This window comes from Streptomyces roseus, from assembly GCF_001044425.1.
Taxonomy (GTDB): Bacteria; Actinomycetota; Actinomycetes; order Streptomycetales; family Streptomycetaceae; genus Streptomyces; species Streptomyces roseus.
Genome location: NZ_LFML01000061.1, coordinates 48,953 through 70,537, shown reverse-complemented (window position 1 = coordinate 70,537; position 21,585 = coordinate 48,953). Strand labels below are relative to the sequence as shown.

At 73.6% G+C, this 21,585-nt stretch carries 19 protein-coding genes; 8 read left to right on the top strand and 11 right to left on the bottom strand.

The window, feature by feature from the left end; all coding sequences use genetic code 11:
• Window positions 1-65: 65 nt before the first annotated feature.
• The 3 genes from ACS04_RS16310 to ACS04_RS16300 all read left to right on the top strand — a co-directional run bounded on the left by ACS04_RS16310 (window position 66) and on the right by ACS04_RS16300 (window position 3,376).
• Window positions 66-1,979: an ABC transporter ATP-binding protein gene (locus ACS04_RS16310; protein ID WP_048477336.1), complete on the top strand. Its 1,914-nt coding sequence runs from the start codon at window positions 66-68 to the stop codon at window positions 1,977-1,979.
• Window positions 1,980-2,043: 64 nt separating this feature from the next.
• Window positions 2,044-2,430 (top strand): VOC family protein, encoded by a 387-nt coding sequence (locus tag ACS04_RS16305; RefSeq protein WP_048477335.1) that lies wholly within the window; start codon window positions 2,044-2,046, stop codon window positions 2,428-2,430.
• Between the two features lie 70 nt (window positions 2,431-2,500).
• A complete protein-coding gene (locus tag ACS04_RS16300; RefSeq protein WP_280921003.1) occupies window positions 2,501-3,376 on the top strand; it encodes an NAD(P)-dependent oxidoreductase in 876 nt (291 codons plus the stop codon).
• A 106-nt stretch (window positions 3,377-3,482) separates the two neighbouring features.
• Here the strand turns inward: ACS04_RS16300 and ACS04_RS16295 are convergent, their stop codons facing one another.
• Window positions 3,483-4,199 carry a FadR/GntR family transcriptional regulator gene (locus ACS04_RS16295; RefSeq protein ID WP_048477334.1) on the bottom strand — a complete coding sequence of 239 codons (717 nt, stop codon included), beginning with the start codon at window positions 4,197-4,199 and terminating at the stop codon, window positions 3,483-3,485.
• A gap of 106 nt (window positions 4,200-4,305) precedes the next feature.
• Between ACS04_RS16295 and ACS04_RS16290 the strand changes: the two genes are divergently transcribed.
• Window positions 4,306-4,881 (top strand): gluconokinase, encoded by a 576-nt coding sequence (locus ACS04_RS16290; protein WP_048477333.1) that lies wholly within the window; start codon window positions 4,306-4,308, stop codon window positions 4,879-4,881.
• Between the two features lie 11 nt (window positions 4,882-4,892).
• Complete coding sequence (locus tag ACS04_RS16285) at window positions 4,893-6,290, top strand: GntT/GntP/DsdX family permease (protein WP_048477332.1); 1,398 nt, start codon at window positions 4,893-4,895, stop codon at window positions 6,288-6,290.
• Between the two features lie 10 nt (window positions 6,291-6,300).
• Here the strand turns inward: ACS04_RS16285 and ACS04_RS16280 are convergent, their stop codons facing one another.
• The 5 genes from ACS04_RS16280 to ACS04_RS40040 form a co-directional block, all read right to left on the bottom strand.
• Window positions 6,301-6,546 carry a hypothetical protein gene (locus ACS04_RS16280; protein ID WP_048477331.1) on the bottom strand — a complete coding sequence of 82 codons (246 nt, stop codon included), beginning with the start codon at window positions 6,544-6,546 and terminating at the stop codon, window positions 6,301-6,303.
• Window positions 6,543-7,355, bottom strand: coding sequence for a hypothetical protein (locus tag ACS04_RS16275; RefSeq protein ID WP_053080798.1), 813 nt, complete (start codon window positions 7,353-7,355; stop codon window positions 6,543-6,545). Before ACS04_RS16275 ends, ACS04_RS16280 begins: the two co-directional genes overlap by 4 nt.
• Window positions 7,356-7,419: 64 nt before the next feature.
• Window positions 7,420-8,520: a cytochrome P450 gene (locus ACS04_RS35295; protein ID WP_158977308.1), complete on the bottom strand. Its 1,101-nt coding sequence runs from the start codon at window positions 8,518-8,520 to the stop codon at window positions 7,420-7,422.
• A gap of 234 nt (window positions 8,521-8,754) precedes the next feature.
• Window positions 8,755-9,498, bottom strand: coding sequence for a serine hydrolase domain-containing protein (locus tag ACS04_RS37495; protein WP_048477330.1), 744 nt, complete (start codon window positions 9,496-9,498; stop codon window positions 8,755-8,757).
• A 185-nt stretch (window positions 9,499-9,683) separates the two neighbouring features.
• On the bottom strand, window positions 9,684-13,250 hold the full coding sequence (locus tag ACS04_RS40040) for a S8 family serine peptidase (RefSeq protein ID WP_048477329.1): 3,567 nt from the start codon (window positions 13,248-13,250) through the stop codon (window positions 9,684-9,686).
• 164 nt (window positions 13,251-13,414) lie between these two features.
• Here ACS04_RS40040 and ACS04_RS16255 point away from each other — a divergent pair, with 164 nt between their 5' ends.
• The 3 genes from ACS04_RS16255 to ACS04_RS16245 all read left to right on the top strand — a co-directional run bounded on the left by ACS04_RS16255 (window position 13,415) and on the right by ACS04_RS16245 (window position 17,310).
• Complete coding sequence (locus ACS04_RS16255) at window positions 13,415-14,920, top strand: MFS transporter (RefSeq protein ID WP_048477328.1); 1,506 nt, start codon at window positions 13,415-13,417, stop codon at window positions 14,918-14,920.
• A 16-nt stretch (window positions 14,921-14,936) separates the two neighbouring features.
• On the top strand, window positions 14,937-15,563 hold the full coding sequence (locus tag ACS04_RS16250; protein ID WP_048477327.1) for a DUF6629 family protein: 627 nt from the start codon (window positions 14,937-14,939) through the stop codon (window positions 15,561-15,563).
• A 91-nt stretch (window positions 15,564-15,654) separates the two neighbouring features.
• Window positions 15,655-17,310, top strand: a complete 1,656-nt coding sequence (locus ACS04_RS16245; protein WP_048477326.1) for a GMC oxidoreductase — start codon at window positions 15,655-15,657, stop codon at window positions 17,308-17,310.
• An 80-nt stretch (window positions 17,311-17,390) separates the two neighbouring features.
• On the opposite strand, the gene ACS04_RS16240 is transcribed toward ACS04_RS16245, so the two are convergent.
• From ACS04_RS16240 to ACS04_RS16220, 5 genes are all read right to left on the bottom strand, one after another.
• Window positions 17,391-17,870 carry a carboxymuconolactone decarboxylase family protein gene (locus ACS04_RS16240; RefSeq protein WP_030296442.1) on the bottom strand — a complete coding sequence of 160 codons (480 nt, stop codon included), beginning with the start codon at window positions 17,868-17,870 and terminating at the stop codon, window positions 17,391-17,393.
• A complete protein-coding gene (locus ACS04_RS16235; protein WP_048477325.1) occupies window positions 17,867-18,949 on the bottom strand; it encodes an NAD(P)H-dependent amine dehydrogenase family protein in 1,083 nt (360 codons plus the stop codon). The genes ACS04_RS16240 and ACS04_RS16235 overlap by 4 nt, the downstream gene beginning before the upstream one ends.
• Window positions 18,950-19,005: 56 nt before the next feature.
• On the bottom strand, window positions 19,006-19,128 hold the full coding sequence (locus tag ACS04_RS16230; protein ID WP_037635127.1) for a DUF6126 family protein: 123 nt from the start codon (window positions 19,126-19,128) through the stop codon (window positions 19,006-19,008).
• Window positions 19,129-19,154: 26 nt separating this feature from the next.
• Entirely contained in the window at window positions 19,155-19,805 is a 651-nt protein-coding gene (locus tag ACS04_RS16225; RefSeq protein ID WP_048477324.1) for a helix-turn-helix domain-containing protein, read from the bottom strand.
• A gap of 91 nt (window positions 19,806-19,896) precedes the next feature.
• On the bottom strand, window positions 19,897-21,423 hold the full coding sequence (locus tag ACS04_RS16220) for an ATP-dependent DNA ligase (RefSeq protein WP_048477323.1): 1,527 nt from the start codon (window positions 21,421-21,423) through the stop codon (window positions 19,897-19,899).
• Window positions 21,424-21,585: the final 162 nt, after the last annotated feature.

Below are 21,585 nucleotides of genomic sequence, written 5' to 3'. Positions count from 1 at the left end.
TGGTTCGGTACCGATCCGGCCGATCCATTGACCTCAAGTTTGGTTGAGGTCCTAGCGTTCCCCGTATGGACATGGAAGTCACCGCCTGGACATCGCTGCACAGCGCGATGAACGCCCGGCAGGACCGGCGCCCGCTCTCCCGGGAGAGCCTGCGCCGGGTCGCCGCATTCGCCCGCCCGCACCGCCGCGGGCTCACCTTCTTCCTGCTGCTCAGTGTCGTGACCGCGCTGCTCGCGGTGGCCACCCCGGTCCTCGCCAGCCGGGTGGTCACCGCCATCGTGGACGGCGAGGACGGCGGTACGGTCACCCGGCTCGCCCTGCTCATCGCGGTCATCGCGGTGGCCGAGGCTGGGCTCGGGCTGCTCACCCGCAAGCTGTCGGCCACCCTCGGGGAGGGGCTGATCCTCGACCTGCGGACGGCCGTCTTCGACCACGTGCAGCGGATGCCGGTCGCCTTCTTCACCCGGACCCGCACCGGAGCGCTGGTCAGCCGGCTCAACAACGACGTCATCGGCGCTCAGCGCGCGTTCAGCAACACGCTGTCCGGGGTGGTCGCCAACACGGTGACCCTGGTGCTGACGCTGGCCGTGATGCTGGGCATCTCCTGGCAGATCACCCTGCTGGCCCTGGTCCTGCTGCCGGTGTTCGTGCTGCCCGCCCGCCGCATGGGGGCCCGGATGGCCGCCATGCAGCGGGAGGCGTCGACCCTGAACGCGGCGATGGGCACGCAGATGACGGAGCGCTTCTCCGCACCCGGCGCCACCCTCGTCAAGCTGTTCGGGCGGCCCGCCGACGAGTCCGCGGAGTTCGCGGCGCGGGCGGCGCGCGTACGCGACATCGGGATCCGCACGGCGATGGCCCAGTCGGCGTTCATCACCGCGCTCACCCTGGTCTCGGCGCTCGCGCTCGCCCTCGTCTACGGGCTCGGCGGCCACTACGCCCTGCGCGGCACCCTGGACGCCGGGAACGTCGTCGCCCTCGCCCTGCTGCTGACCCGGCTGTACGCGCCGCTGACCTCGCTCGCCGGCGCCCGCGTCGAGGTGATGAGCGCCCTGGTGAGCTTCGAGCGGGTCTTCGAGATCCTCGACCTGAAACCGCTGATCGCCCAGAAGCCGGACGCCCGCCGGGTGCCGGAGGGGCCGGTCGCCGTGGAGTTCGACCGGGTCTCCTTCGGCTACCCCTCCCCCGACAAGGTCTCGCTCGCCTCGCTGGAGGAGGTCGCGGTCCTCGACGCCCGGGGCGGTACGCAGGTCCTGCACGAGGTGTCCTTCCGCGCCGAGCCGGGGCAGATGGTCGCCCTCGTCGGCTCCTCCGGCGCCGGGAAGTCGACCATCGCCCAGTTGCTGCCGCGGCTGTACGACGCCGACGCGGGCTCGGTCCGCCTCGGCGGGGTCGACGTACGGGACCTCACGTCCGACTCCATCCGGGAGACGCTCGGCATGGTGACCCAGGACGGGCACCTCTTCCACGAGTCGGTGCGCTCCAATCTGCTGCTGGCCCGGCCGGAGGCGGACGAGGAGGAGATCTGGGAGGCCCTGCGGCGCTCGCGGCTGGACGGGCTCGTCGCCTCGCTGCCGGACGGCCTGGACACGGTGGTCGGTGAACGCGGCTACCGCCTCTCCGGCGGCGAGCGGCAGCGGCTGACGATCGCCCGGCTGCTGCTGGCCCGGCAGCGCGTGGTCATCCTGGACGAGGCGACGGCGCACCTGGACTCCACGTCGGAGGCCGCGGTGCAGGAGGCGCTGGGCGAGGCCCTGGCGGGCCGGACCGCCGTGGTGATCGCGCACCGGCTGTCGACCGTCCAGGCGGCCGACCTGATCCTGGTGGTCGAGGAGGGCCGGATCGTGGAGCGCGGCACGCACACCGCGCTGCTGGCCGCGGGCGGCCGCTACGAGGAGCTGTACCGGACCCAGTTCGCCGCCGCGGACGGGGCCCGGCAAACCGCTCCGGGCGGCGCCGTACCGGCCGCGGGAGCATGATGCCGGGGGGCCGCGAGCCGCGGGCCCCCCGCCGAGCACCGACCGTGGAGCACGTGGAGCACCGATGGACATCAAGCTGGAGCTGGTCGCCGTCCCCGTCACCGACGTCGACCGGGCCAAGGCCTTCTACGAGCGGGTCGGCTTCCACGCCGACCACGACGTCACCGTGAGCGAGGACGTCCGCTTCGTGCAGCTGACCCCGCCGGGGTCGGCCTGCTCGATCGCCCTGGGCAAGGGGCTCACCCGGATGGCCCCGGGCTCGCTGGACAACATGCAGGTCGTCGTCGCCGACATCGAGGAGGCGTACGAGGACCTGCGCGGCCGGGGCATCGAGGTGACGGTGGTCCAGGACATGCCGTGGGGCTCGTTCGTCTACTTCTCCGACCCGGACGGCAACGGCTGGGCGGTCCAGCAGACGACGCCGCGCCAGACGGCGCACGGCGCGGAATGACCTCCTGAGAGGGGTGCGGCGTCGAGACTGGAGGGGACGGACTGGACGTATCCGAAAGGGAAGTGACGCCGTGAACACTGTCGCACTGCTGGGCACCGGGATCATGGGCTCGGGGATGGGCCGGAACCTGCTGCGGGCCGGGCTGGGGCTGCGGGTGTGGAACCGGACCCGGGACAAGGCCGAACCGCTCGCCGCGGACGGCGCGGTGGTCGTGGACACCCCGGCCGAGGCGGTCGCCGGGGCCGACGTGGTGCTGACCATGCTGACGGACGGCCCGGCCGTGGCGCAGGCTATGGCCGCCGCCGCTCCGGGGCTGCGCGCGGGTCAGGTGTGGGCGCAGATGAGCACGGTCGGCGTGAGCGCGCTCGACGAACTGGCCGGCTTCGCGCAGGAGCACGGCCTGGTGTTCGTGGACGCCCCGGTGCAGGGCACCCGGCAGCCCGCCGAGGCCGGGACCCTGGTCGTCCTGGCCTCCGGGCCGTCCGACCCGCGGCTGGAACCGGTCTTCGGCGCGGTCGGCGCCAAGACGCTGTGGGCGGGGCCCGAGGCGGGCGCGGCGACCCGGCTGAAGCTGACCACGGTCGGGTACGCGATCACCATGACGGCGGCCGTGGGCGAGGCCCTCGCGCTGGCGGAGGGGCTCGGGGTGGACCCGGGCCTGTTCGCGCAGGCGCTCACCGGCGGCCCGATGGACAACCCGTACCTCCAGGCGAAGATGAAGGCCGTCCTCGAACGGGACTTCGCGCCCAGCTTCACGGTGTACGGGGCGGAGAAGGACACCGGTCTGATCGCGGAGGCGGCGGACCGGGCGGGTGTCGCGGTCGACCTGGCCCGGGCCACCGGGGCGCGCATGCAGCGCGCGGCGGCGGGAGGCCACGCGGACGAGGACATGGCCGCCGCGTACTACGCGGGCTTCGACACCGCACCGGTGGGAACGGCGTACTGAACGACCCGCAGGTGAAAGGCTCTTGGGTGCACCCGATGCGGTGACCCGCGAAGCGGCGAACGCGCGTCGGGTGCACCCGCGCCGGTGGACGCGTGCCAGGAGCCGGTCACGCAGTAGTGGGCGCCGGTGCGAGGACGTCCAGCTCCTCCAGGGCGCCCACCGCGATCTTCCGGGTCAGGGATTCGGCACGGGCCGCGTCACCCTCCCGTACGGCCTCGGCGACCTGGACGTGGAGGGTGACGGCGGCCGGGTCGGGGTCGGGGAACATCACCGCGTGCTGCGTACGGCCGGTCAGGACCTCGGCGACGACGTCGCCGAGCCGGGCGAACATCTCGTTGCCGGAGGCGTTCAGCACGATCCGGTGGAATTCGATGTCGTGGCGCAGGTACGCGTCCAGCTGGTGGCCGCGCGAGGTGCTGACCATGCCGAGGGCCGCCCCGGTGAGCGCGGCGCACTGCTCGGGGGTGGCCCGGACGGCGGCGAGACCGGCCGCGACCGGCTCGATCGCGGAGCGCAGCACGGTCAGCGAGCGCAGTTGGCGGGGGCGGTCCGCACCGGCGAGGCGCCAGCGGATGACGCGCGGGTCGTAGACGTTCCACTCCTGCGCGGGGCGCACGGTGACGCCGACCCGGCGGCGGGATTCGACCAGCTGCATGGACTCCAGGACGCGGACGACCTCGCGGACCACGGTGCGCGAGGCGTCGAAGCGCTCCGCGATCTCGTCGGTGCGCAGGACGCTGCCGGGCGGGTGCTCGCCCGCGGTGATCGCGAGGCCGAGGGTGTCCAGCACGCGGGAGTGGAGTCCCTGGCCTTCGGTGGTCATGGCGTAAGCGTACGGTGACCACGCGGTGGACAAAAGATGTGATGTTTTGCCGTCGACCTCTTGAATAAGTACTACTTAATGAGCTTCAGTGAGGGCGCACGAACCGATGTCGACGAGGACAGCGAGGTACGACGTGAGCGGCACCCAGCGCGTGCTGGTGGTGATGGGCGTGGCCGGCACGGGCAAGACGACCGTGGGCAGGCTGCTCGCCGACGGGCTCGGCCTCCCCTACGTGGAGGGCGACGCGTTCCACCCGGCGGCCAATGTCGCCAAGATGTCCGCCGGCATCCCGCTGGACGACGCGGACCGGTGGCCCTGGCTGGACGCCATCGCCGCCTGGCTCCGCGCCCGCCCGGCAGGACAGGGCGCGGTGCTGGCCTCGTCGGCGCTCAAGCGCGCGTACCGGGACCGGCTGCGCGGCGCCGCGCCCGACGCCGTGTTCGTCCATCTCGCCGGCGACCGTGCGCTGATCGAACGGCGCATGGCGGAGCGTACCGGCCACTTCATGCCGACCACCCTGCTGGACTCGCAGTTCGCCGCGCTGGAGCCGCTCCAGGAGGACGAATCCGGCGTCGTCGTCGACGTCAGCGGATCACCCGAGGAGATCGCCGAACGGGCCCTGGCCGCGCTGTCCGCACTGCCCGGCTCCGGCCCGCACCCCGCTCCCTCCCGAGAAAGCTAAGGAACCCCACCGTGACAGGTCTCAGCGTCGAGATACTGGCCGCCGCCGCCCCCGCACCGATCACCTCGGCCGGGAACGCCCAACTGGGCATCGCCGTCCTCGCGGCCATCGCCGTCATCGTCCTGCTCATTACCCGCCTCAGGCTGCACGCCTTCCTCGCGCTGACGGTCGGCTCGCTCGCCCTCGGGGTGTTCGCGGGCGCCCCGCTGGACAAGACCATCGCGAGTTTCACGGCCGGGCTCGGCGCCACGGTCGCGGGGGTCGGTGTACTGATCGCGCTCGGCGCGATCCTCGGCCGGCTCCTCGCCGACTCGGGCGGCGCGGACGAGATCGTCGACACCATCCTCGCCAAGGCCAGGGGCCGGGCGATGCCGTGGGCCATGGTGCTGATCGCCTCGGTGATCGGGCTGCCGCTCTTCTTCGAGGTCGGCATCGTGCTGCTGATCCCGGTGGTGCTGCTCGTGGCCAAGCGCGGCAACTACTCCCTGATGCGGATCGGCATCCCGGCGCTGGCCGGCCTGTCCGTCATGCACGGGCTCATCCCGCCGCACCCCGGCCCGCTCGTCGCCATCGACGCGCTGCACGCCAACCTCGGCGTGACGCTCGCGCTCGGCGTGGTGGTGGCGATCCCCACCGTGATCCTCGCCGGGCCGGTGTTCTCCCGGTACGCGGCCCGCTGGGTCGACATCCAGGCGCCCGAGCAGATGGTCCCGCAGCGGCCCTCGGCGGAGCTGGAGCACCGCCCGCGGTTCGGGGCGACCGTGTTCACCGTGCTGCTGCCGGTGGGTCTGATGCTGGTCAAGGCGCTGGTCGACATCGTTGTCGACGATCCGCACAACGGGCTCCAGCGGGTCACCGACGTCGCGGGATCCCCGCTGATCGCGCTGCTCGCGGCGGTGTTCGTGGGCATGTTCACGCTCGGACGGGCGGCCGGCTTCACGAAGGCGCGGCTCTCCACGACGGTGGAGAAGTCGCTGGCGCCGATCGCGGGCATCCTGCTCATCGTCGGCGCGGGCGGGGGCTTCAAGCAGACCCTGATCGACGCGGGCGTCGGCCGGATGATCCTGGAACTGTCGCAGAGCTGGTCGGTCCCCGCCCTGCTGCTGGCCTGGCTGATCGCCGTGGCCATCCGGCTCGCCACCGGCTCGGCCACGGTGGCCACGATCTCGGCGGCCGGGCTCGTGGCTCCGCTGGCCGCGGGTATGTCGACCACGGAGACCTCCCTGCTGGTGCTGGCGATCGGGTCGGGCTCGCTGTTCTTCAGCCACGTCAACGACGCCGGGTTCTGGCTGGTCAAGGAGTACTTCGGGATGACGGTCGGCCAGACCGTCAAGACCTGGTCGGTGATGGAGACCATCATCTCGGTGGCCGGGCTGGGCTTCGTCCTGCTCCTGTCACTCGTCCTGTAACCGCCGACCGCTACGGCGTCCGCGTCTCCTCCAGCTGGTCGGCCGCCACGGCGAGGCCGCCGGCGGCGGTGGCGCAGCGCTCGGCCAGGGCGGCGACCTCGGCACGGAACGCGTCGGCCTGCGGGCCCCGCCAGTCCAGCGCTTCGGCTGCCGCGTGCAGCCGGAGCGCGTGGGAGCGCAGGGTGGCGGAGTGCTCGCGCAGGCCGTCGGCCGGGTCCGGCGCGCCGGGGCGGTGCCGCCGGTGGGCGGGGCTCACCGGCTGCGCCAGGGCTGGACGAGGAGGATGCCGCCGGTGCCGAGGAGCCCGAGGGTGTGGACGCAGCCCCGGTGCGGGGCGGCCGGAGCGGGCTGTCGGCCCTGGTCGCCGTCCCGGTCCCGATCACGGACGCGATCTCGGTCCCGGTCCCGGTCCCGGTCACGGTCGAAGAACGCCCGGACGGCGGCGCCGAGTCCGAGCAGGGGCTGCGCGGGCACGGCCCGGCCTGTGGCCACCTGCCAGCCCGCGTGATCGTTGAAGGGGTTCGCGTCGGTCAGCGCGTTCCAGGCGAACAGGTCGGCGAAGGACGGGGACAGCAGCGCGAACGCCCGCTCGGCGCCCCGGTCCCGCATGAGCCGGCGGAAGAACCGCGCGGCCGCTGCCTGCCGCTCCTCGTCCACGGCCCGCAGGATCGCCGCGCAGTCGGGGTCGTCCAGCAGATCGGGCCGCTCCGCGCTCGCCGCCCGGATCCGGGCCTTGAGTCCGCAGACGGCGAGGCTGACGGCGAGGCTCTCGCGGCCCGTGACGATCCCGGCGAACCAGCCGGCCCGCGCCACGCCCCGGCCGCGCGGGGCCCAGCCCAGGCCCGCCGGATCGGTGAGGGTGCGCAGCAGGGTGCGCCAGCCGCTGCGGGAGCGGGCGCCGCGGCGGCGCAGGGAGGCGGCCGGGAGCCGGGCGCCGAGGGCCAGTTCGGAGGCGTGCCGGGCGGCTTCGCCGACGGCGTCGGCGGCCTCGGCGAGCTCGCGGCACAGGGCGTCGAGCAGCTCGGCGTCCGGGTCGGTGGGCGCGGAGGTCGCTGCGTCGGACATGGGATCCTCGCGGGAGGTCGGTGGGAAGGGTGGCGTCGGAGGGTTCGGCCGGCGACGAGTGGCGTCAGCGGCGGGTGAGGGTGAGCCGGATGCCGCGCGGATCCAGTGCCACGGGCAGTGGGCCGGGCGGGTCGAGTACCGGTCGGGTGGCCGTGATCCGGCGGTGGCGCAGGACCTCGGCGCACAGGGCCGTGGTGATCAGCAGGCCCAGCCGGTCGCCCGGGCAGCGGCCCGGGCCGTGGCCGAAGGGGGCCATCCTGATGTCCTCCTGCGCGCCGGGGGCCTTCCAGCGGCCCGGTACGAAGACGTGCGCGGCGGGCACGTGTTCCGGATCGCGCTGGTGGAAGTGGGCGGGCAGCAGGACGGTGGTGCCGGCGGGGTGGCGTACGCCCCGCCACTCGGTGTCGGTACGGGTGACGCGGACCAGGTCGGGGACCACCGGGTAGAGGCGGAGGCACTCCCGTACGCAGGCCCGCAGCCGGGGCAGCTCCTGGGGGGAGGCGGATCCGGCGGCTTCGGCGGCCGCCGCGTCCTGCTCGGCGGGGTGGGTGCCGATCAGGAGCAGCGTGCGGAGCACCGTGGCCGGGATGCCGTCCATGGCCCGCAGGGCCTGTTCCTCCCGGCCGGCGTACGCGGCGGAGCTGCCGGGCGACGCGTGCCCGTCGCCGCCGTGGCGGCGGAACCGGCCGAACAGCCCGGTGGGGCGCCCGGCCCCGGCGGCCGCGCCGTCCCCGAGCACGATCCGGCGGGCGGCGCGGGCCACGGTGTGCCGGGCGCGGAGGAGGTCGAGGGTGGTGGCGGCGGTGAGGTGCCGGGCTTCCTCGGCGACGACGGCGTGGACGGCGTCGCGGGAGGGGACCTCCCCGGGGCCGGCCCACGGGGTGGCGCCGGGTTCGGCTGCGTAGAACTGCCCGAGTTCCGGGCGGTCGAGCAGCACGAGGACCGCTCCGGAGAGCCCGCGTACGAGGACGGGAGCCCCGCCGTGGCGGGCGCGCAGGGCGCGCAGCGCGTCGGGGGAGAAGGCCGGTCGGGCGCCGCCGGAGCCGCGGCCGCGCACGAAGAGCGGAAGGGCGCGGCCGGCGGCGAACCGGACGGACCCGGCGCGGTCGGCCCGCGCCCGCTGCCCGCGTGAGACGGCGGCCTGCGTCGTATCGGGACCGGTCATGGCGGCACCACCTCCCTGGGATCGGGCCGCCGGGGCGGGGTCCTCCGGCGGGACGCCCGGGGCGGCCTCGTGAAGCGTGCGCATCCGGGTACCTCCGCGCGCGGCCGGAAACCAACGGTCGGTGACATCGCCCTCACCGTACGTCCCTCCGGTCCCACCCGCGCCCCGAGCACCACCCGCGCGCGGACCCGCCCCACCCGGATCGGGGCATCGCGGTTACCGCGGCGGGGCCGGTTACACGGGCGTCGGGGCGGAGGCCGGAAAGGCCGCCTCGCGGAAGGCGGTGCGGAGGGGGCCCGGCGGCCGGGTGGGGAGGAGCAGGGCCCAGCGCCCGAGGCGGGGGGCGAGCCAGACCGTCGCGGTTTCGCCGTACGACCAGGTGCCGTGCGGGGCCGGGTGCCAGAGGAGGCCGCGGGCCGGGGTCAGCTCCCCGGTGCGGATGCGGAGCGATTCGCCGACCCAGGCGCGGCTGAGGGGCTGCGCCGCCGGGGAGAGGAGGTGGCTCAGGAAGCGGACGAGGTCGGCCGGTGGCGCGTAGAGGGTGCCGTCGGCGAAGGCGGTACCGGTCATCCCGAGGGGGCGCCAGACGCGGATTGCGGCCAGCTCGGCGAGGGGGACGCCGGTGAGGTGTTCGGCGAGGCGGGCGAGGGCGGTGTGGGCCGCGGGGCCGGTGGAGTGGCTCAGCAGGTGGTGGGCGGTGGTCGCGGCATCGGCCTCGATCCCGTACGCCGTCAGCGGCGTGTGCAGCCGCAGCGCCTCCTCGGTCACCAGGCTCCCGATCACCGGCCACAGCGCGAGTACGGGCATCAGCGCGCCGACGTCGCGGGCCGGGGCCTCGTCCGCCGGACCGGCGTGCGGGCCGTCGGGCCCGCCGACCGCCCACACCGCCTCGGGATCCGCGGCCTGGAGCACCGCCCGGATCCGGATTTCCACGCCGGCTGCGTCGGGCGCGCCCGCGCGGTCGCTCTGGAGCGTCATGGGCTCCACGCTAGCCACCGCCCGGCCGGGCCCGCCGGTCCGGCGCCCCGGGGTGGCCCGGATGCGCCGCGGGCCACCCGAATGCCAGCCGCGCCCGGCCCGGACAACCGTGGGCCGGCCGCTCCCCGTACGCACAGGGGCGGGCCGCCCTCCGGCGACCCGCCCCCGCTGCCCGCCGGTGCCCGTCAGCCCTTGTCGGGGCGGTCCGTCACCCGCAGGGAGTTCAGCAGCGGCTTGCCGTACCCCCCGTGCGCGACGAAGCGGACGTCGAGCACGCCGTCGGTGACCGTGACCGTGTACGTCCGGGCCAGGGCCGTGTACGAGCCGCCCGACTCCAGCGCGATGTCCAGCGAGGGCAGCACCTGCGTGCCCTCCGCCATCACGTCGAAGACCCGCTTGTTCGGCTTGGTCGACGACAGCTCCGCGAAGCCGAGCTCCACGGTGTACGTGCCGTTCGGGACGTTGTCGAAGCGGTACTCGTACATGCCCTCACGGGCGCTGCGCAGCAGCTTCTGGTCGGCCGTACCGGCGATCGTGCGTCCGGTGGAGTGCACCTGGGAGCTGCCCTGGTAGCCGTACGAGCCGGCGGTGTACTTGCGGTCCGGGGACCAGCCGTCCCCGAGTGCGTCCGTGGCCGCGGAGTCCGAGCCCGCGTCGAGGGCCACCTGGTAGCGCGGGACCACGACCTTGACGGGGACGGTCAGGACCGGGGACCGCCCGCTCGCCGAGGCGATCTTCAGGTCGGCCGTCAGGACCGTCCCCGCCGCCAGGCCCTTGGTGTCCACGGCCAGGGCGAGCGCGGTCCTGCCGCCGGTCGGGAGGTTCCCGGTCCCGGGGGTGGCCGTCAGCCAGGCCGCGTCCTCGGTCACCGTGAAGTCCGTGCCCAGGCCCGGGTTGGTCAGGTCGAGGGTGCGGGTCCGCTTCTGGTCCGCGGGCAGGACGACCTCGACCGCCGCGCCGGAGGCGGTCACCCGGCCCGTGCGCAGGGACTGCGCCATCGTCGTGACGTCGGCGGCCTTGACGTCCACCGTCGCCGCCGCGGACTCGTACGCCGGGGCGGTGAGGGACACCGCGCGCGCACCGGAGGGGCTCTGGACGACGTACCCGCCGTCCGCCGCCGTGGTCGCCGAGACCGCCGTGTCCCCGGTTCCGACGGTCACCGTGGCGCCCGCGACTCCCTTGCCGTCGTTCGCGTCGAGCACTTTGCCCGCGACCACCCCGCTCCTGGTGGTCCTGAAGGCGATGGCGAGCCCGTCGGTGATGCCGGCCTGGTTGAAGGAGTACGCGAAGGCGTCGGTGCCGCTCGCGTTCTCCACACCGACCGTGGCCGAGGAGCCGCCCTTGATACCGGTGCCGCCCGTCCCCTTGTACGTGTAGACCACGCTGCCGTCCTCGCCGATGGCCGCCGAGAACGAGAACCTGTCGGTCTGCGCCGACCAGTGGGACACCTCGCGCCACTCGATCACGTACGCGCGGTGCGGGGCGGTGCCGGTGACGCCGGTGAAGACGCCCGAGCCGCTGCCGGCCGCGCCGACGACCAGGTCGTCCCAGAAGGGGTAGAGCGCCGCGTTGGGCGTGGCCGCGCTGGGGAGGTCCCCGTTGATGTCGCCGGTGTTGTTGCCGCCGAAGCTGACGGTGCCGTTCGTCCCGATCCAGGCCTGGCCGTACGTCTTGCCGTACAGCGGGACGGGGAACGGGAGGTCGACGCGCTCGGTGGTGTTGTCGCCGGTCAGCGCCAGCTGCCGGTCCCCGGCCGCGTATGGGCGGCCGCCGGGCGTGGCGCAGGCGTAGCCGTATCCGTCGGTGCGTTCGGGGAGCGTGACCGTGACCGGGGTGTCGCCCGCGACGGTGGTCCGGGTGCTGCCGCCGGTGACGCAGCGGGAGGGGTGCGTGGCCCGTACCTCGTAGGTGCCGTACGGCAGGGTGACCTCGAAGCGGCCCTGCTCGTCGGCGGTCGCGGTGACCGGGGTGTCCGCGACGGTGACGGTGGCGCCCGCGGCGGGGCCGGCGGGCGAGGTGACGGTGCCGGTGAGCCTGCCCGAGGGGGCCTGGGTGAGGGTGAAGTCGCCGGTGGTGGTGGCGTTCTCGGTCACCGTGGCCGTCGAGGTCTGCCCGCCGTAGCCGAACTTGGAGACGGTCAGGGTGTACTCGCCCACCGACAGGAAGCGGAAGGTGTAGGTGCCGTCGGCCGCGGTGGTCGTCGTACGGCCGATCGGGCCGGCGGCGGTGACCTTGGCGCCCGCGACCGGCGCGCCGGCCGAGCGGACGGTGCCGGAGACGGCGCCGACGGCCCCGCGCGGGGCCGCCGAGACGGCGGCGAACGCGTCGAGTTTGCCCTCGCCGAACACGTTGTTGTCGGCGGCGGTGCCGCCGCACTGGCCGTTGTCGGTGTCCTGGGCGGTGCCGTTCAGCAGCTGCTCGGTCTGCGCCACGTCGCCTTCGAGGGCGGGGGCGGCGGACCAGAGCAGGGCCACGGTGGCGGCGGTGTGCGGTGAGGCCATCGAGGTGCCGGAGAAGGCCTCGTACGTGCCGCCGGGGACGGAGGAGCGGACGTTCACGCCGGGGGCCGCGATGTTCGGCTTGACGATGCCGCCGGGGCCGGCTCCGCGCGAGGAGAACGACGCGATGGCGCCGTTGATGTCGAAGGCGCCGGAGCTGTAGGAGTTCGCGTAGTCGCCGGGCGAGCCGCTGGTGGCGCAACCGGGGCCGGAGTTCCCGTTGGAGAAGGCCGGGAAGATGCCGGCGGCGCGCCAGGTGTCGACGATCTGCTGGTACCAGTCGTCGTGCGTGGCGCTGCCCCAGGAGTTGTTGACGACGTGCGGGGCGAGGTCGGGGCGCGGGTTGTGGCCGCTCAGGTCGGTCGGTGCGACGATCCACTGGCCCGCGGCGAGGAGGGAGGCCTCGGAGCAGGAGTTGGTCTCGCAGCCCTTGGCGGCGATCCATCGGGCGCCGGGGGCCACGCCGATCTTGTTGGCTCCCCCGTCGTCGCCGACCATGGTGCCCATGGTGTGGGTGCCGTGGTCGTTGTTGTCGCAGGGGGCCGCGGTGGGGCAGACGCCGGCCGGGTCGAACCAGTTGTGGTTGTGGTCGTACGTGCCGTCGGCGTTCTTGCCGCGGTACTGGGCGCTCACGGCCGGGTGCGTGTAGTCGACGCCGCTGTCGATGTTGGCGACGACGATGCCCTCCCCGCGCACGCCGAGCTGGTCCCAGACCTGCGGGGCCTTGATGCGGTCGATGTTCCACTCGACCGCGTCGGCGCCGGCCTTCTCCCGCTTGCCCGCAGCCGGCTCGGGGAGGGTGACCTTGTCGTCGGCGTCGATCCGGGCGACCTCGGGGCGCTGCGCGAGGGCGCCGGCGAGTTTCCGGCTGCCGACGACGCGGACGGCGTTCACGATCCAGTACGAGGTGTACTCGGCCTCGGCTCCGTCGAGGGCTCTGACCACCTCGGCCTGGCTGCGCGCGGCGTGCTCCCGCTTGGTGCGCAGGACCGTTTCGGCCTTGGCGGCGCGGGTCTTCTGCCGCCCCGCCGCCGTCAGGTCGGCGGCGCTGTCCAGGTAGACCCAGAAGACGGCCTTGCCGGAGTCGTCGAGCTGGGTGCGGAGCTTCGGCTCGATCTTGCGCTCGGCCGCCGCGGGGGTGGGGCCGGGTTCCGGCGCCGCCGCCGCCACGCCCGCCCCGGCGGGCAGGAGCAGGGCCGCGGTGAGAGCGGCGAGCGCCGCACGTAATGATCGTCGCCTGTTGCGTTGGGCCACGTGTGGTCCTCCTCGGACGCCGTGTGCAGGTTGTGCGGGAAGGGCGTGCGCGACGTGCGCGGTCATGGTGAAGGAGGGGTCATGGACATTACAAGGGCGCGTAATGAGCCTCGTCCTGCGCGCCCGGGGTGGCCTTTCCGGCCGCGGCGGGCCAGCCTGAAGACATGAGCGATCCAGTGCCGGGTACGGAAGAGCGCGTTCCGGCCGGGTCCGGCGTGAAGCTGTCGTCCGCCCAGGGCCGGTGGATCGTGGTGGCCACCGTGCTCGGTTCGACCATGGCCCTGCTCGACTCGACCGTCGTCAACGTCGCCCTGCCCCGCATCGGGGAGGATCTGGGTGCCGACCTGGCAGTGCTCCAGTGGACGGTCAACGCGTACCTGGTCACCCTGGCCGGGCTCATCCTGGTCGGCGGGGCGCTCGGCGACCGGTTCGGGCGGCGCCGGGTCTTCGTGCTCGGCGTGGCGTGGTTCGCGGCCGGCTCGCTGCTGTGCGGGATCGCGCCGAACGCCGGGGTCCTGATCGCCGCCCGGGCACTCCAGGGCATCGGCGGGGCGCTGCTGACCCCCGGCTCCCTCGCCCTGATCCAGGGCTCGATCGCCGGCCAGGACCGGGCCCGGGCCGTCGGGCTGTGGTCGGGCTTCGGCGGGGTGGGAGCGGCCGTGGGGCCCTTCCTCGGGGGCTGGCTGGTGGACGGGCCCGGCTGGCGCTGGGTGTTCCTGCTGAACGTGCCGGTGGCCGCGGTGTGCGTGCCCATCGCCCTGCGGCACGTCCCGGAATCGCGCGATCCACAGGCGCACGGGCGCTTCGACGTGCTCGGCGCCGTCCTCGGGGCCGCGGCCCTCGCCCTGCTGACGTACGCGCTGATCGAGGCCCGCTCCGGCTCCCCGGTGGTGGTCGCCTCGGCCCTCGGGGGCGTCCTGCTGTCCGCCTTGTTCGTGTACGTCGAGCGGCACCGCTCCGACCCGATGCTGCCGCCCGACATCTTCTCCTCCCGCCAGTTCACCGCGGTCAACGTCGTCACCCTGTTCGTGTACGCGGCCTTCGGCGGGTTCTTCTTCCTCGTCGTGCTCCAGCTCCAGGTGGTCTCAGGCTTCTCGGCGCTGGCCGCCGGGGCTTCGCTGCTGCCCGCCACCGCGCTCATGCTGCTGCTGTCGGCCCGCTCGGGGGCGCTCGGGGAGAGGATCGGGCCGCGCATCCCGCTCACGGTGGGGCCGCTGTTGTGCGCGGCCGGAATGCTCCTGATGCTGCGGGTGGGACCACAGGCCTCGTACGTACGGGACGTACTGCCGGCGATGGTCGTGATGGGCCTGGGCATGGTGGCGCTGGTGGCTCCGCTGACGGCGACCGTGCTGTCCTCGGTGGACCCGGGCCGGGCGGGCCTGGCCAGCGGCATCAACAACGCGGCCGCGCGGGCGGCCGGGCTGCTGTCGGTCGCGGCGCTGCCGCTGCTGGCCGGCATGGGACCGGAGGCGTACCGCTCGGCGACCGAGTTCGACGCCGCGTTCGGGCGGGCCATGCTGTGGTGCGCGGGGCTGCTGGTGGCGGGCTCCGCGGTGTCCTGGGTCACCGTGCGCAAGCCCGTGCCCGGGGCGGGGTGTCACCCGGAGTGCCACACCTTCTGCGCGACGGCCTCGCCCCCGCTCGAACCCCCGAGGGCGGCGAAACCCTGACCGGCGGCGGCGCCCCATGTGCTGGAACGCCACGGCCGATCTGACCGCCGGTGCGGTCGTCACCGCCGTCGGCGTCGTGTGCGTGGCGCGCGTACGACGGGCCCGGGATCTGCCGGTCGCCGCACTGCCGCTGCTGCTGGGAGCCCACCAGCTGGTGGAGGCCGCCGTGTGGCGCGCGGGCGGCGGCTGCGGCCCGGCCACCACGGCGTGGGTAGTGATCGCGCTGCCGGTGCTGCCGGTCTGGGTGCCGCTCGGGGTCCTGCTCGCGGCCGCCCCGGTGGACCGGCCGCGCCTGTGGGCGCCGGCGGCCGCGGGCCTCGCCACCGCCGCCGTGCTCGCGTACTGCCTCGCGACGCGGCCCGCCGTCGCCGAGATCCGGGGGCACACCGTGGGATACGGCGTGAAGGTTCCGTGGATGCCGCTCGTCCTCGCGGGCTACCTCTTCGCCACGCTGGGAGCCCTGCTGCTCTCCGGCGACCGGCGGCTGCGGCTCCTCGGCGCCGTGCTCGCCGCCGGGGCATTGGCCTGCTCAGCGCTGTGGCGGCTGGAATTCGCCTCCCCCTGGTGCGCCTTCGCGGCGGTGGCTTCGCTGCTGGTCCTGGCCTGGGTCCGGCGCTCGCCGGCGGCCGCCCCTGTGCCATGACAGGCCGAAAGTTACCTAGCCGTATGTAGTGACTTCGCATGCGACCGGCAGTAGAACTCGTTCCCATTCCGCCGAGAGTGAGGAACGTCACATGAGTGACAAAGCCCTGCACAAGTCAGGCTCCAAGGGGATCTCGCGTCGTGGATTCATAGCTGGAACAAGTTCCATCCTGGGCGCTGCGGCCCTCGCCGGTCAGATCACCCCGGCCCAGGCGCGAGCGGCCGCCTCGACGGAAGCGGCCGCCGGCCCCATCGACAACGGCGCCCACGTACCGGCTCTGGTGATCGGCACCGGCTACGGGGGCTCCGTCGCCGCCCTGCGGCTCGCCCAGGCCGGCGTCGACGTCCACATGATCGAGATGGGCATGGCCTGGGACACCCCGGGCTCCGATGGCAAGATCTTCTGCAACACGACCACGCCCGACCAGCGTTCGTACTGGCTGCGGACCAAGACCAAGCAGCCCCTGAGCAACTTCCTCGGCTTTCCGATCGACAAGGACATCCCCCGCTACACCGGGATCCTGGACGCCGAGGATATGGGCGGCATCATCGTCTACCAGGGCCGCGGAGTCGGCGGCGGCTCGCTGGTCAACGGCGGTATGGCCGTCACCCCGAGACGGGCGAACTTCGCCGCCATCCTCCCGTCGGTGGACGCGGAGGAGATGTACGGCACCTACTACCCCCGGGCCAACGCCGGGCTGGGCGTCGGCCTGATCGACCCGGCCTGGTTCGACACCGTCGACTGCTACCAGTTCGCCCGCGTCGGCCGCAAGCACGCCCAGCGCTCCGGCTTCCCGTTCGTCTTCGTACCGGACGTCTACGACTGGGACTACATGAAGCAGGAGGCGGCGGGCACCGTCCCCAAGTCCGCGGTGGCCGGGGAGATCCTCTACGGCAACAACCACGGCAAGAAGTCCCTGCAGAAGACCTACCTCGCACAGGCCAGGGCCACGGGCAGGGTGACCATCTCCCCGCTGCACAAGGTCACGTCCGTCTCCCCCGCGCCGGGCGGCGGCTACACCGTGGTCATCGAGCAGATCGACACCACCGGCGCCACGACCGCCACCAAGACCGTGGTCGCCGCCAAGGTGTTCTTCGCGGCCGGCAGCGTCGGCACCAGCAAGCTGCTCGTCAGGCTCAAGGCCACCGGCGCGCTGCCCGCCCTCAACGGCGAGATCGGCAAGGGCTGGGGGGACAACGGCAACGTCATGTGCGGGCGGGCCAACCACATGTGGGACCCGACCGGCAAGGTCCAGGCGTCGATCCCCTGCGGCGGCATCGACAACTGGGACGCGGGCGGGGCGTTCGCCGAGGTCGCGCCGCTGCCGACGGGGATCGAGACGTACGCCTCCTTCTACCTGTCGATCACCAAGAACCCCCACCGCGCCGAGTTCACGTACAACGCGGCCTCGGGAAGCGTCGAGCTGAACTGGCAGACGGCGTGGAAGCAGCCGTCCATCGACATGGCCAAGACCATCTTCGACAAGATCAACTCGAAGGAGGGGACGATCTACCGGACGGACCTGTTCGGCCTCAACAAGATCTGGGGCGACCACCTCACCTACCACCCCCTCGGCGGTGCGGTCCTGAACAAGGCCACCGACAACTACGGCCGCCTGCACGGATACACCGGCCTCTACGTGATCGACGGCGCGCTGATCCCCGGCAACACCAGCGTCAACCCGTTCGTCACCATCACGGCGCTCGCCGAGCGCAACATCGAGAAGATCATCGCCACCGACCTGTAGGCGATCCGGCGATCCGTACGCAGAACCGGGGCCGTCGGACACTCCGGCCGGCCCCGGACCCGTGGCCCGCGCGACGGGCCTCAGTGACCCGGCAGTACGCACACGCTGTCGAGGCCCAGCACGTGGTTGAGCCGGCCGAAGGCCAGCCAGGACCCGATGCTCATCGTCAGCTCCACGATTTCGAGCTGGCTGTAGTGCGCGGTCATCCGCTCCCAGAACTCCTCGTCGAGGTTGTGGTGGTCGAGCGTGTAGCGCTCCGCGTACTCCGCGGCCAGCCGGGTCCGTTCGTCGAACCGGTCCGTGGTGCGCCACTCGGTGACGGCGTCGGAGAACTCCTCCTCGACCTTCTCCCCGTCCCGCTCGGTCCGCCAGTCCAGGCAGAACACGCAGCCGTTGATCTGCGCGACGCGCAGCCGCGCGGCCTCGAACTCGCGCAGCCCCAGGGTGGTGTGGGCGTACACCGACAGGGAGAAGTTCGCGGCGGCCATCCCGATCCCGGGGACCATGTCGCCCCACACGTACTCGATCGGGTGCTGGCCTTCAGGTATGTCGATCCTCATGGCTGTTTCCTTCCGAGCTTGCCGATGGCGGGGCGCAGGGGGACGTCGAGGGCGTCGTAGAGGCCCGGTTCGGCCTCCACCAGCCAGTCGATGGCACCGACCAGGCGGCCGACGGCGGTGGCGTTGCCGCCCGCCGAGCGGTTCTCCCCCTCGTCGGTGGCCTCGACGGTGACCTCGATGTGCGGGCTGCCCTCGATGATCACGCGGTGGGCGCCGTCGCCGCCGTCGGGCGGGGACGGCCAGTCGGGGGCGCAGGAGGCGTGGATGCGGGTGACGTGTTCGATGACCAGGCGGGGTTCGCCCCCGACGATGCCCTGTACCTCGAAGCGGATGGCACCCTGGGTGCCGGCCGTGAACTCGCCCATGGTGCGCGTGGTTACGGTGGTGTCGAGGGGACGGCGGTCCACCGTCTCGCGGATCTCGTCGAGTTCGACGCCGAGGGCCCGGGCCATCATGCGGATCTGCCCGCCCCAGACCATGGTGGGGACGGACGGCATGAGCATCATCGGCTCGAAGTCCATGGGCTGGCCCATGCCGACGAGGTAGCGGACCGAATCCGGCTGGTCGTAGGTGGAGTAGTCGAATATCTCCTGGCAGCGGATGGCGTCGATGGTGCCGGCGACACCGCTGAGCAGGAGCGGGAGCACGTCGTTGCCCCAGCCGGGGTCGACGCCTGAGGCGAACAGCGAGCCGCCGCCCTCCGCGACGGCGGCCGCCACCGGATCGCGGAACTCGGGCGGTGCGCTCCGGTGGTCGTAGAGCGGGTAGAGGGCGGGGCTGACGACGACCGCGCCGCAGCGGACCGCCCGGGTGATGTCGGCGAGCGCGTCGTCGGGGCGGGTGTCGCCGGAGGCCGCGTAGACGACGGCCTGCGGCCGGGCGGCGAGGACCGCCTCGATGTCGTCGGTGGCCAGGACCCCGGTGTCGTGGTCGAGTCCGCCGAGCCGGCCCGCCTCGCGGCCGATTTTGTCGGGATGGTGGACGATGACGGCGGCCAGTTTCAGCGCCGGATGGGCCTCTACGGCACGGATGGCCAAACGGCCGACGTTGCCGGTACCCCAGACAACCGTGGAAATCATGCGCGGAGGGTAGCGACAGGACCTGCACGTTTCCAGAGTCGCGGGCCCGGCCTTCGTTACTGGTTCTGGCCGCCGAGGACGAAGAGGAGGTAGACGAAGAACGCGAAGAGGTGGCCGACGAACAAGTACGCGATCAGCCGAATCACCAGACCGCGCGGGAACTTGGACTGGATGTTCATGGTGTGGCTCCAGGGGCTGGACGTTGTCAGGGGTGCGCGGGTGCGCCGGAGGCGCCGCCGCCGAGGCACAGACCGGCGAGGCTGCTCTGCAGCAGGGTGTGGACGAACAGCAGGTCGGCGCCGCCCGGCGTGGCCGCGCCGATCCGGTGCGGGGTGAGCGAGTCGAAGTGCGCGCTGTCCCCCGGCTCCAGCAGGTGCTCGGTCTCGCCCAGGTGCAGCCGCAGCCGGCCGGCCAGGACGTAGAGCCACTCCTCGCCGGGATGGACGCGGACCAGCTCGCCCTGGCTGCGGCCGTGGGGGACGTGCACGCGCAGCGCCTGCATCCCGCGGCCGGAGCCGCCGGCCTGCCAGTACGTCCACCCGTCGGCCTCGCGGGCGCCCGGGCCGCCCGCCCGTACGATGGGATCGGCGACGGCGGGGGTCTCGCCCAGCAGTTCCGAGACCGTCGTACCGTAGGTACGGGCGAGTCCGAGCAGGAGCGGCAGCGAGGGCTGGCGCCGACCGGTCTCCAGGCGGGACAGGTGCGCGGGCGAGAGCCGGGCGCGCGCGGCGGCGGCCTCCAGGGTGAGACCGGCGCGGCGGCGCAGGTCGCGCAGTTGCGGGGCCACGGAGGGCAGCTCGTCGCCTTCGGCGCCGGTGCCGGGGTCTTCGGGGCCGGAGGCAGAACCGGTTGTCATGCCCCGATTGAGCCAGAAACCTGCCTCCCTGGCAATTTCCCTTGCCTCCGAGGCAAAAGCCGGGGGCGCCGGGGGCCCGTCAGCGGACCCGTCAGCCCTCTCCGAGCACCGTCTCCACCGTGTCCGCCTCGTCCGCCCGCTTGTCGGGACGGTGCCTGAGCACCCGCGCGAAGCGCAGCGCGACCCCGGCCGGGTAGCGCGGGGAGCGCTGGAGGCCGTCGTAGGCGATCTCCACGACCAGTTCGGGCCGCACCCGCACGGTGAAGCCGTCGTCCTCCACCGCCAGCTCCCGCAGCCGCTCCGTCTGCCAGCGCAGCATCTCGTCGGTGAGGCCCTTGAACGTCTTGCCGAGCATGGCGAAGGTGCCGTCGGCGGCCCGGGCGCCGAGGTGCAGGTTCGACAGCAGTCCGGTGCGCCGGCCGTGGCCCCATTCGACGGCGAGCACCACCAGGTCGAGGGTGTGGACCGGTTTCACCTTGAGCCAGTGCTTGCCGCGCCGCCCGGCCGCGTAGGTGGAGTCGAGGCCCTTGGCCATGACCCCTTCGTGGCCGCGGCGCAGGGTCTCGGCCCAGAACTCCTCGGCGGCGGCCGCCTGCTCCCCCGGGTCCTCCACCACGAGCCGGCGGACCCTGGAATCCTCGGGCACGAGGGCGGCGAGCGCCGCGTACCGCTCGCGCACCGGGAGGTCCAGGAGCACCTCGTCCCCGGACGCCAGCACGTCGAAGAAGTACGGGACGACGGGCAGCGCCCTCCGGGCCGCCTCGACGTCGATCCGCGATCCGACCCGGCTCGCGACCTCCTGGAAGGACACGGGCCGGCCGTCCGGCGCCTGCCCGATCACCTCCCCGTCGAGGATGAACCGCTCCCCCGGGAACGTCCGCGCCAGCTCGGCCACCTCCGGCAGCCGGCCGGTGATGTCGTCGAGGGAGCGCGTGTACACCCGTACGTCGTCCCCGTCGCGGTGCACCTGCACCCGGATCCCGTCGAGCTTCTCCTCCACCGCGCAGGGCCCGAGCGCCGCCAGGGCCTGCGCCACCGACTTGGCGGTATTGGCCAGCATCGGCTGTACGGGCTGTCCGACGCGCAGGGTGACCCCGCGCAGTGCCGCCGCGCCGTCGGCCAGTACGGCGGCGGCCACCCGCGCCAGCGAGCCGTCGAGCATCACGGCGCGGCGCAGCTCGGCGGCGGGCACCGCGGCGGCCGCGGCGACCCCTTCCAGGGCGACCGCGTCGAGAGCCCCCTGGCGGACCTCGCCGGAGAGCAGGCTGCGCAGGAACCGCTGCTCGGGGGCGGTGGCCGCGCCGAGCAGGGCGTCGAGGACGCGGCGACGTCCGGCCTGGGAGCCCGCTCCGGCGAGAGCGGCGTACTCGGTCACCGCCGCGTCGACGGCGGTCACGGTCAGAGTGGGCTCGGCGGCGGGTTCCACCTCCCGGGCGAGCGCCCGCCAGCCGATGCCCGGCCGGCCCTGCGGCAGACGTCCGGAGAGGTACGAGATGACCAGGCCGGCCTCCGCGGGCGGCGCGCTGGAGAACAGCTCCGCGAGCAGGGCGGTCTTGCCGGAGCGGGCGGAGGTCTCGGCGACCTCCCGGGACACACGCGCGACCTCGGCGAGCAGCATGCCGACATCCTCCCGCCCCCCGGCGCACGCCGCAGGTCGGGGCGGGTACCGCAGGTGCGGTATGCCGGGCCGCCCGGGTACTCCTGGAGGAGGGCGGAGGTTCCCCCCGGGGGCGCTCGGGGGGGCGACGGCCCGGCGTCTAGGGTTTCGGTATGAAGCTCC

Bases quoted from the DNA above. Each gene is read 5' to 3' on its own strand.
- ACS04_RS16310 (WP_048477336.1), top strand. From the start codon at position 66: ATGGACATGGAAGTCACCGCCTGGACATCGCTGCACAGCGCGATGAAC.
- ACS04_RS16305 (WP_048477335.1), top strand. From the start codon at position 2,044: ATGGACATCAAGCTGGAGCTGGTCGCCGTCCCCGTCACCGACGTCGAC.
- ACS04_RS16295 (WP_048477334.1), bottom strand. From the start codon at position 4,199: ATGACCACCGAAGGCCAGGGACTCCACTCCCGCGTGCTGGACACCCTC.
- ACS04_RS16290 (WP_048477333.1), top strand. From the start codon at position 4,306: ATGTCGACGAGGACAGCGAGGTACGACGTGAGCGGCACCCAGCGCGTG.
- ACS04_RS16275 (WP_053080798.1), bottom strand. From the start codon at position 7,355: ATGTCCGACGCAGCGACCTCCGCGCCCACCGACCCGGACGCCGAGCTG.
- ACS04_RS35295 (WP_158977308.1), bottom strand. From the start codon at position 8,520: ATGACCGGTCCCGATACGACGCAGGCCGCCGTCTCACGCGGGCAGCGG.
- ACS04_RS37495 (WP_048477330.1), bottom strand. From the start codon at position 9,498: ATGACGCTCCAGAGCGACCGCGCGGGCGCGCCCGACGCAGCCGGCGTG.
- ACS04_RS16255 (WP_048477328.1), top strand. From the start codon at position 13,415: ATGAGCGATCCAGTGCCGGGTACGGAAGAGCGCGTTCCGGCCGGGTCC.
- ACS04_RS16250 (WP_048477327.1), top strand. From the start codon at position 14,937: ATGTGCTGGAACGCCACGGCCGATCTGACCGCCGGTGCGGTCGTCACC.
- ACS04_RS16245 (WP_048477326.1), top strand. From the start codon at position 15,655: ATGAGTGACAAAGCCCTGCACAAGTCAGGCTCCAAGGGGATCTCGCGT.
- ACS04_RS16240 (WP_030296442.1), bottom strand. From the start codon at position 17,870: ATGAGGATCGACATACCTGAAGGCCAGCACCCGATCGAGTACGTGTGG.
- ACS04_RS16235 (WP_048477325.1), bottom strand. From the start codon at position 18,949: ATGATTTCCACGGTTGTCTGGGGTACCGGCAACGTCGGCCGTTTGGCC.
- ACS04_RS16230 (WP_037635127.1), bottom strand. From the start codon at position 19,128: ATGAACATCCAGTCCAAGTTCCCGCGCGGTCTGGTGATTCGGCTGATC.
- ACS04_RS16225 (WP_048477324.1), bottom strand. From the start codon at position 19,805: ATGACAACCGGTTCTGCCTCCGGCCCCGAAGACCCCGGCACCGGCGCC.
- ACS04_RS16220 (WP_048477323.1), bottom strand. From the start codon at position 21,423: ATGCTGCTCGCCGAGGTCGCGCGTGTGTCCCGGGAGGTCGCCGAGACC.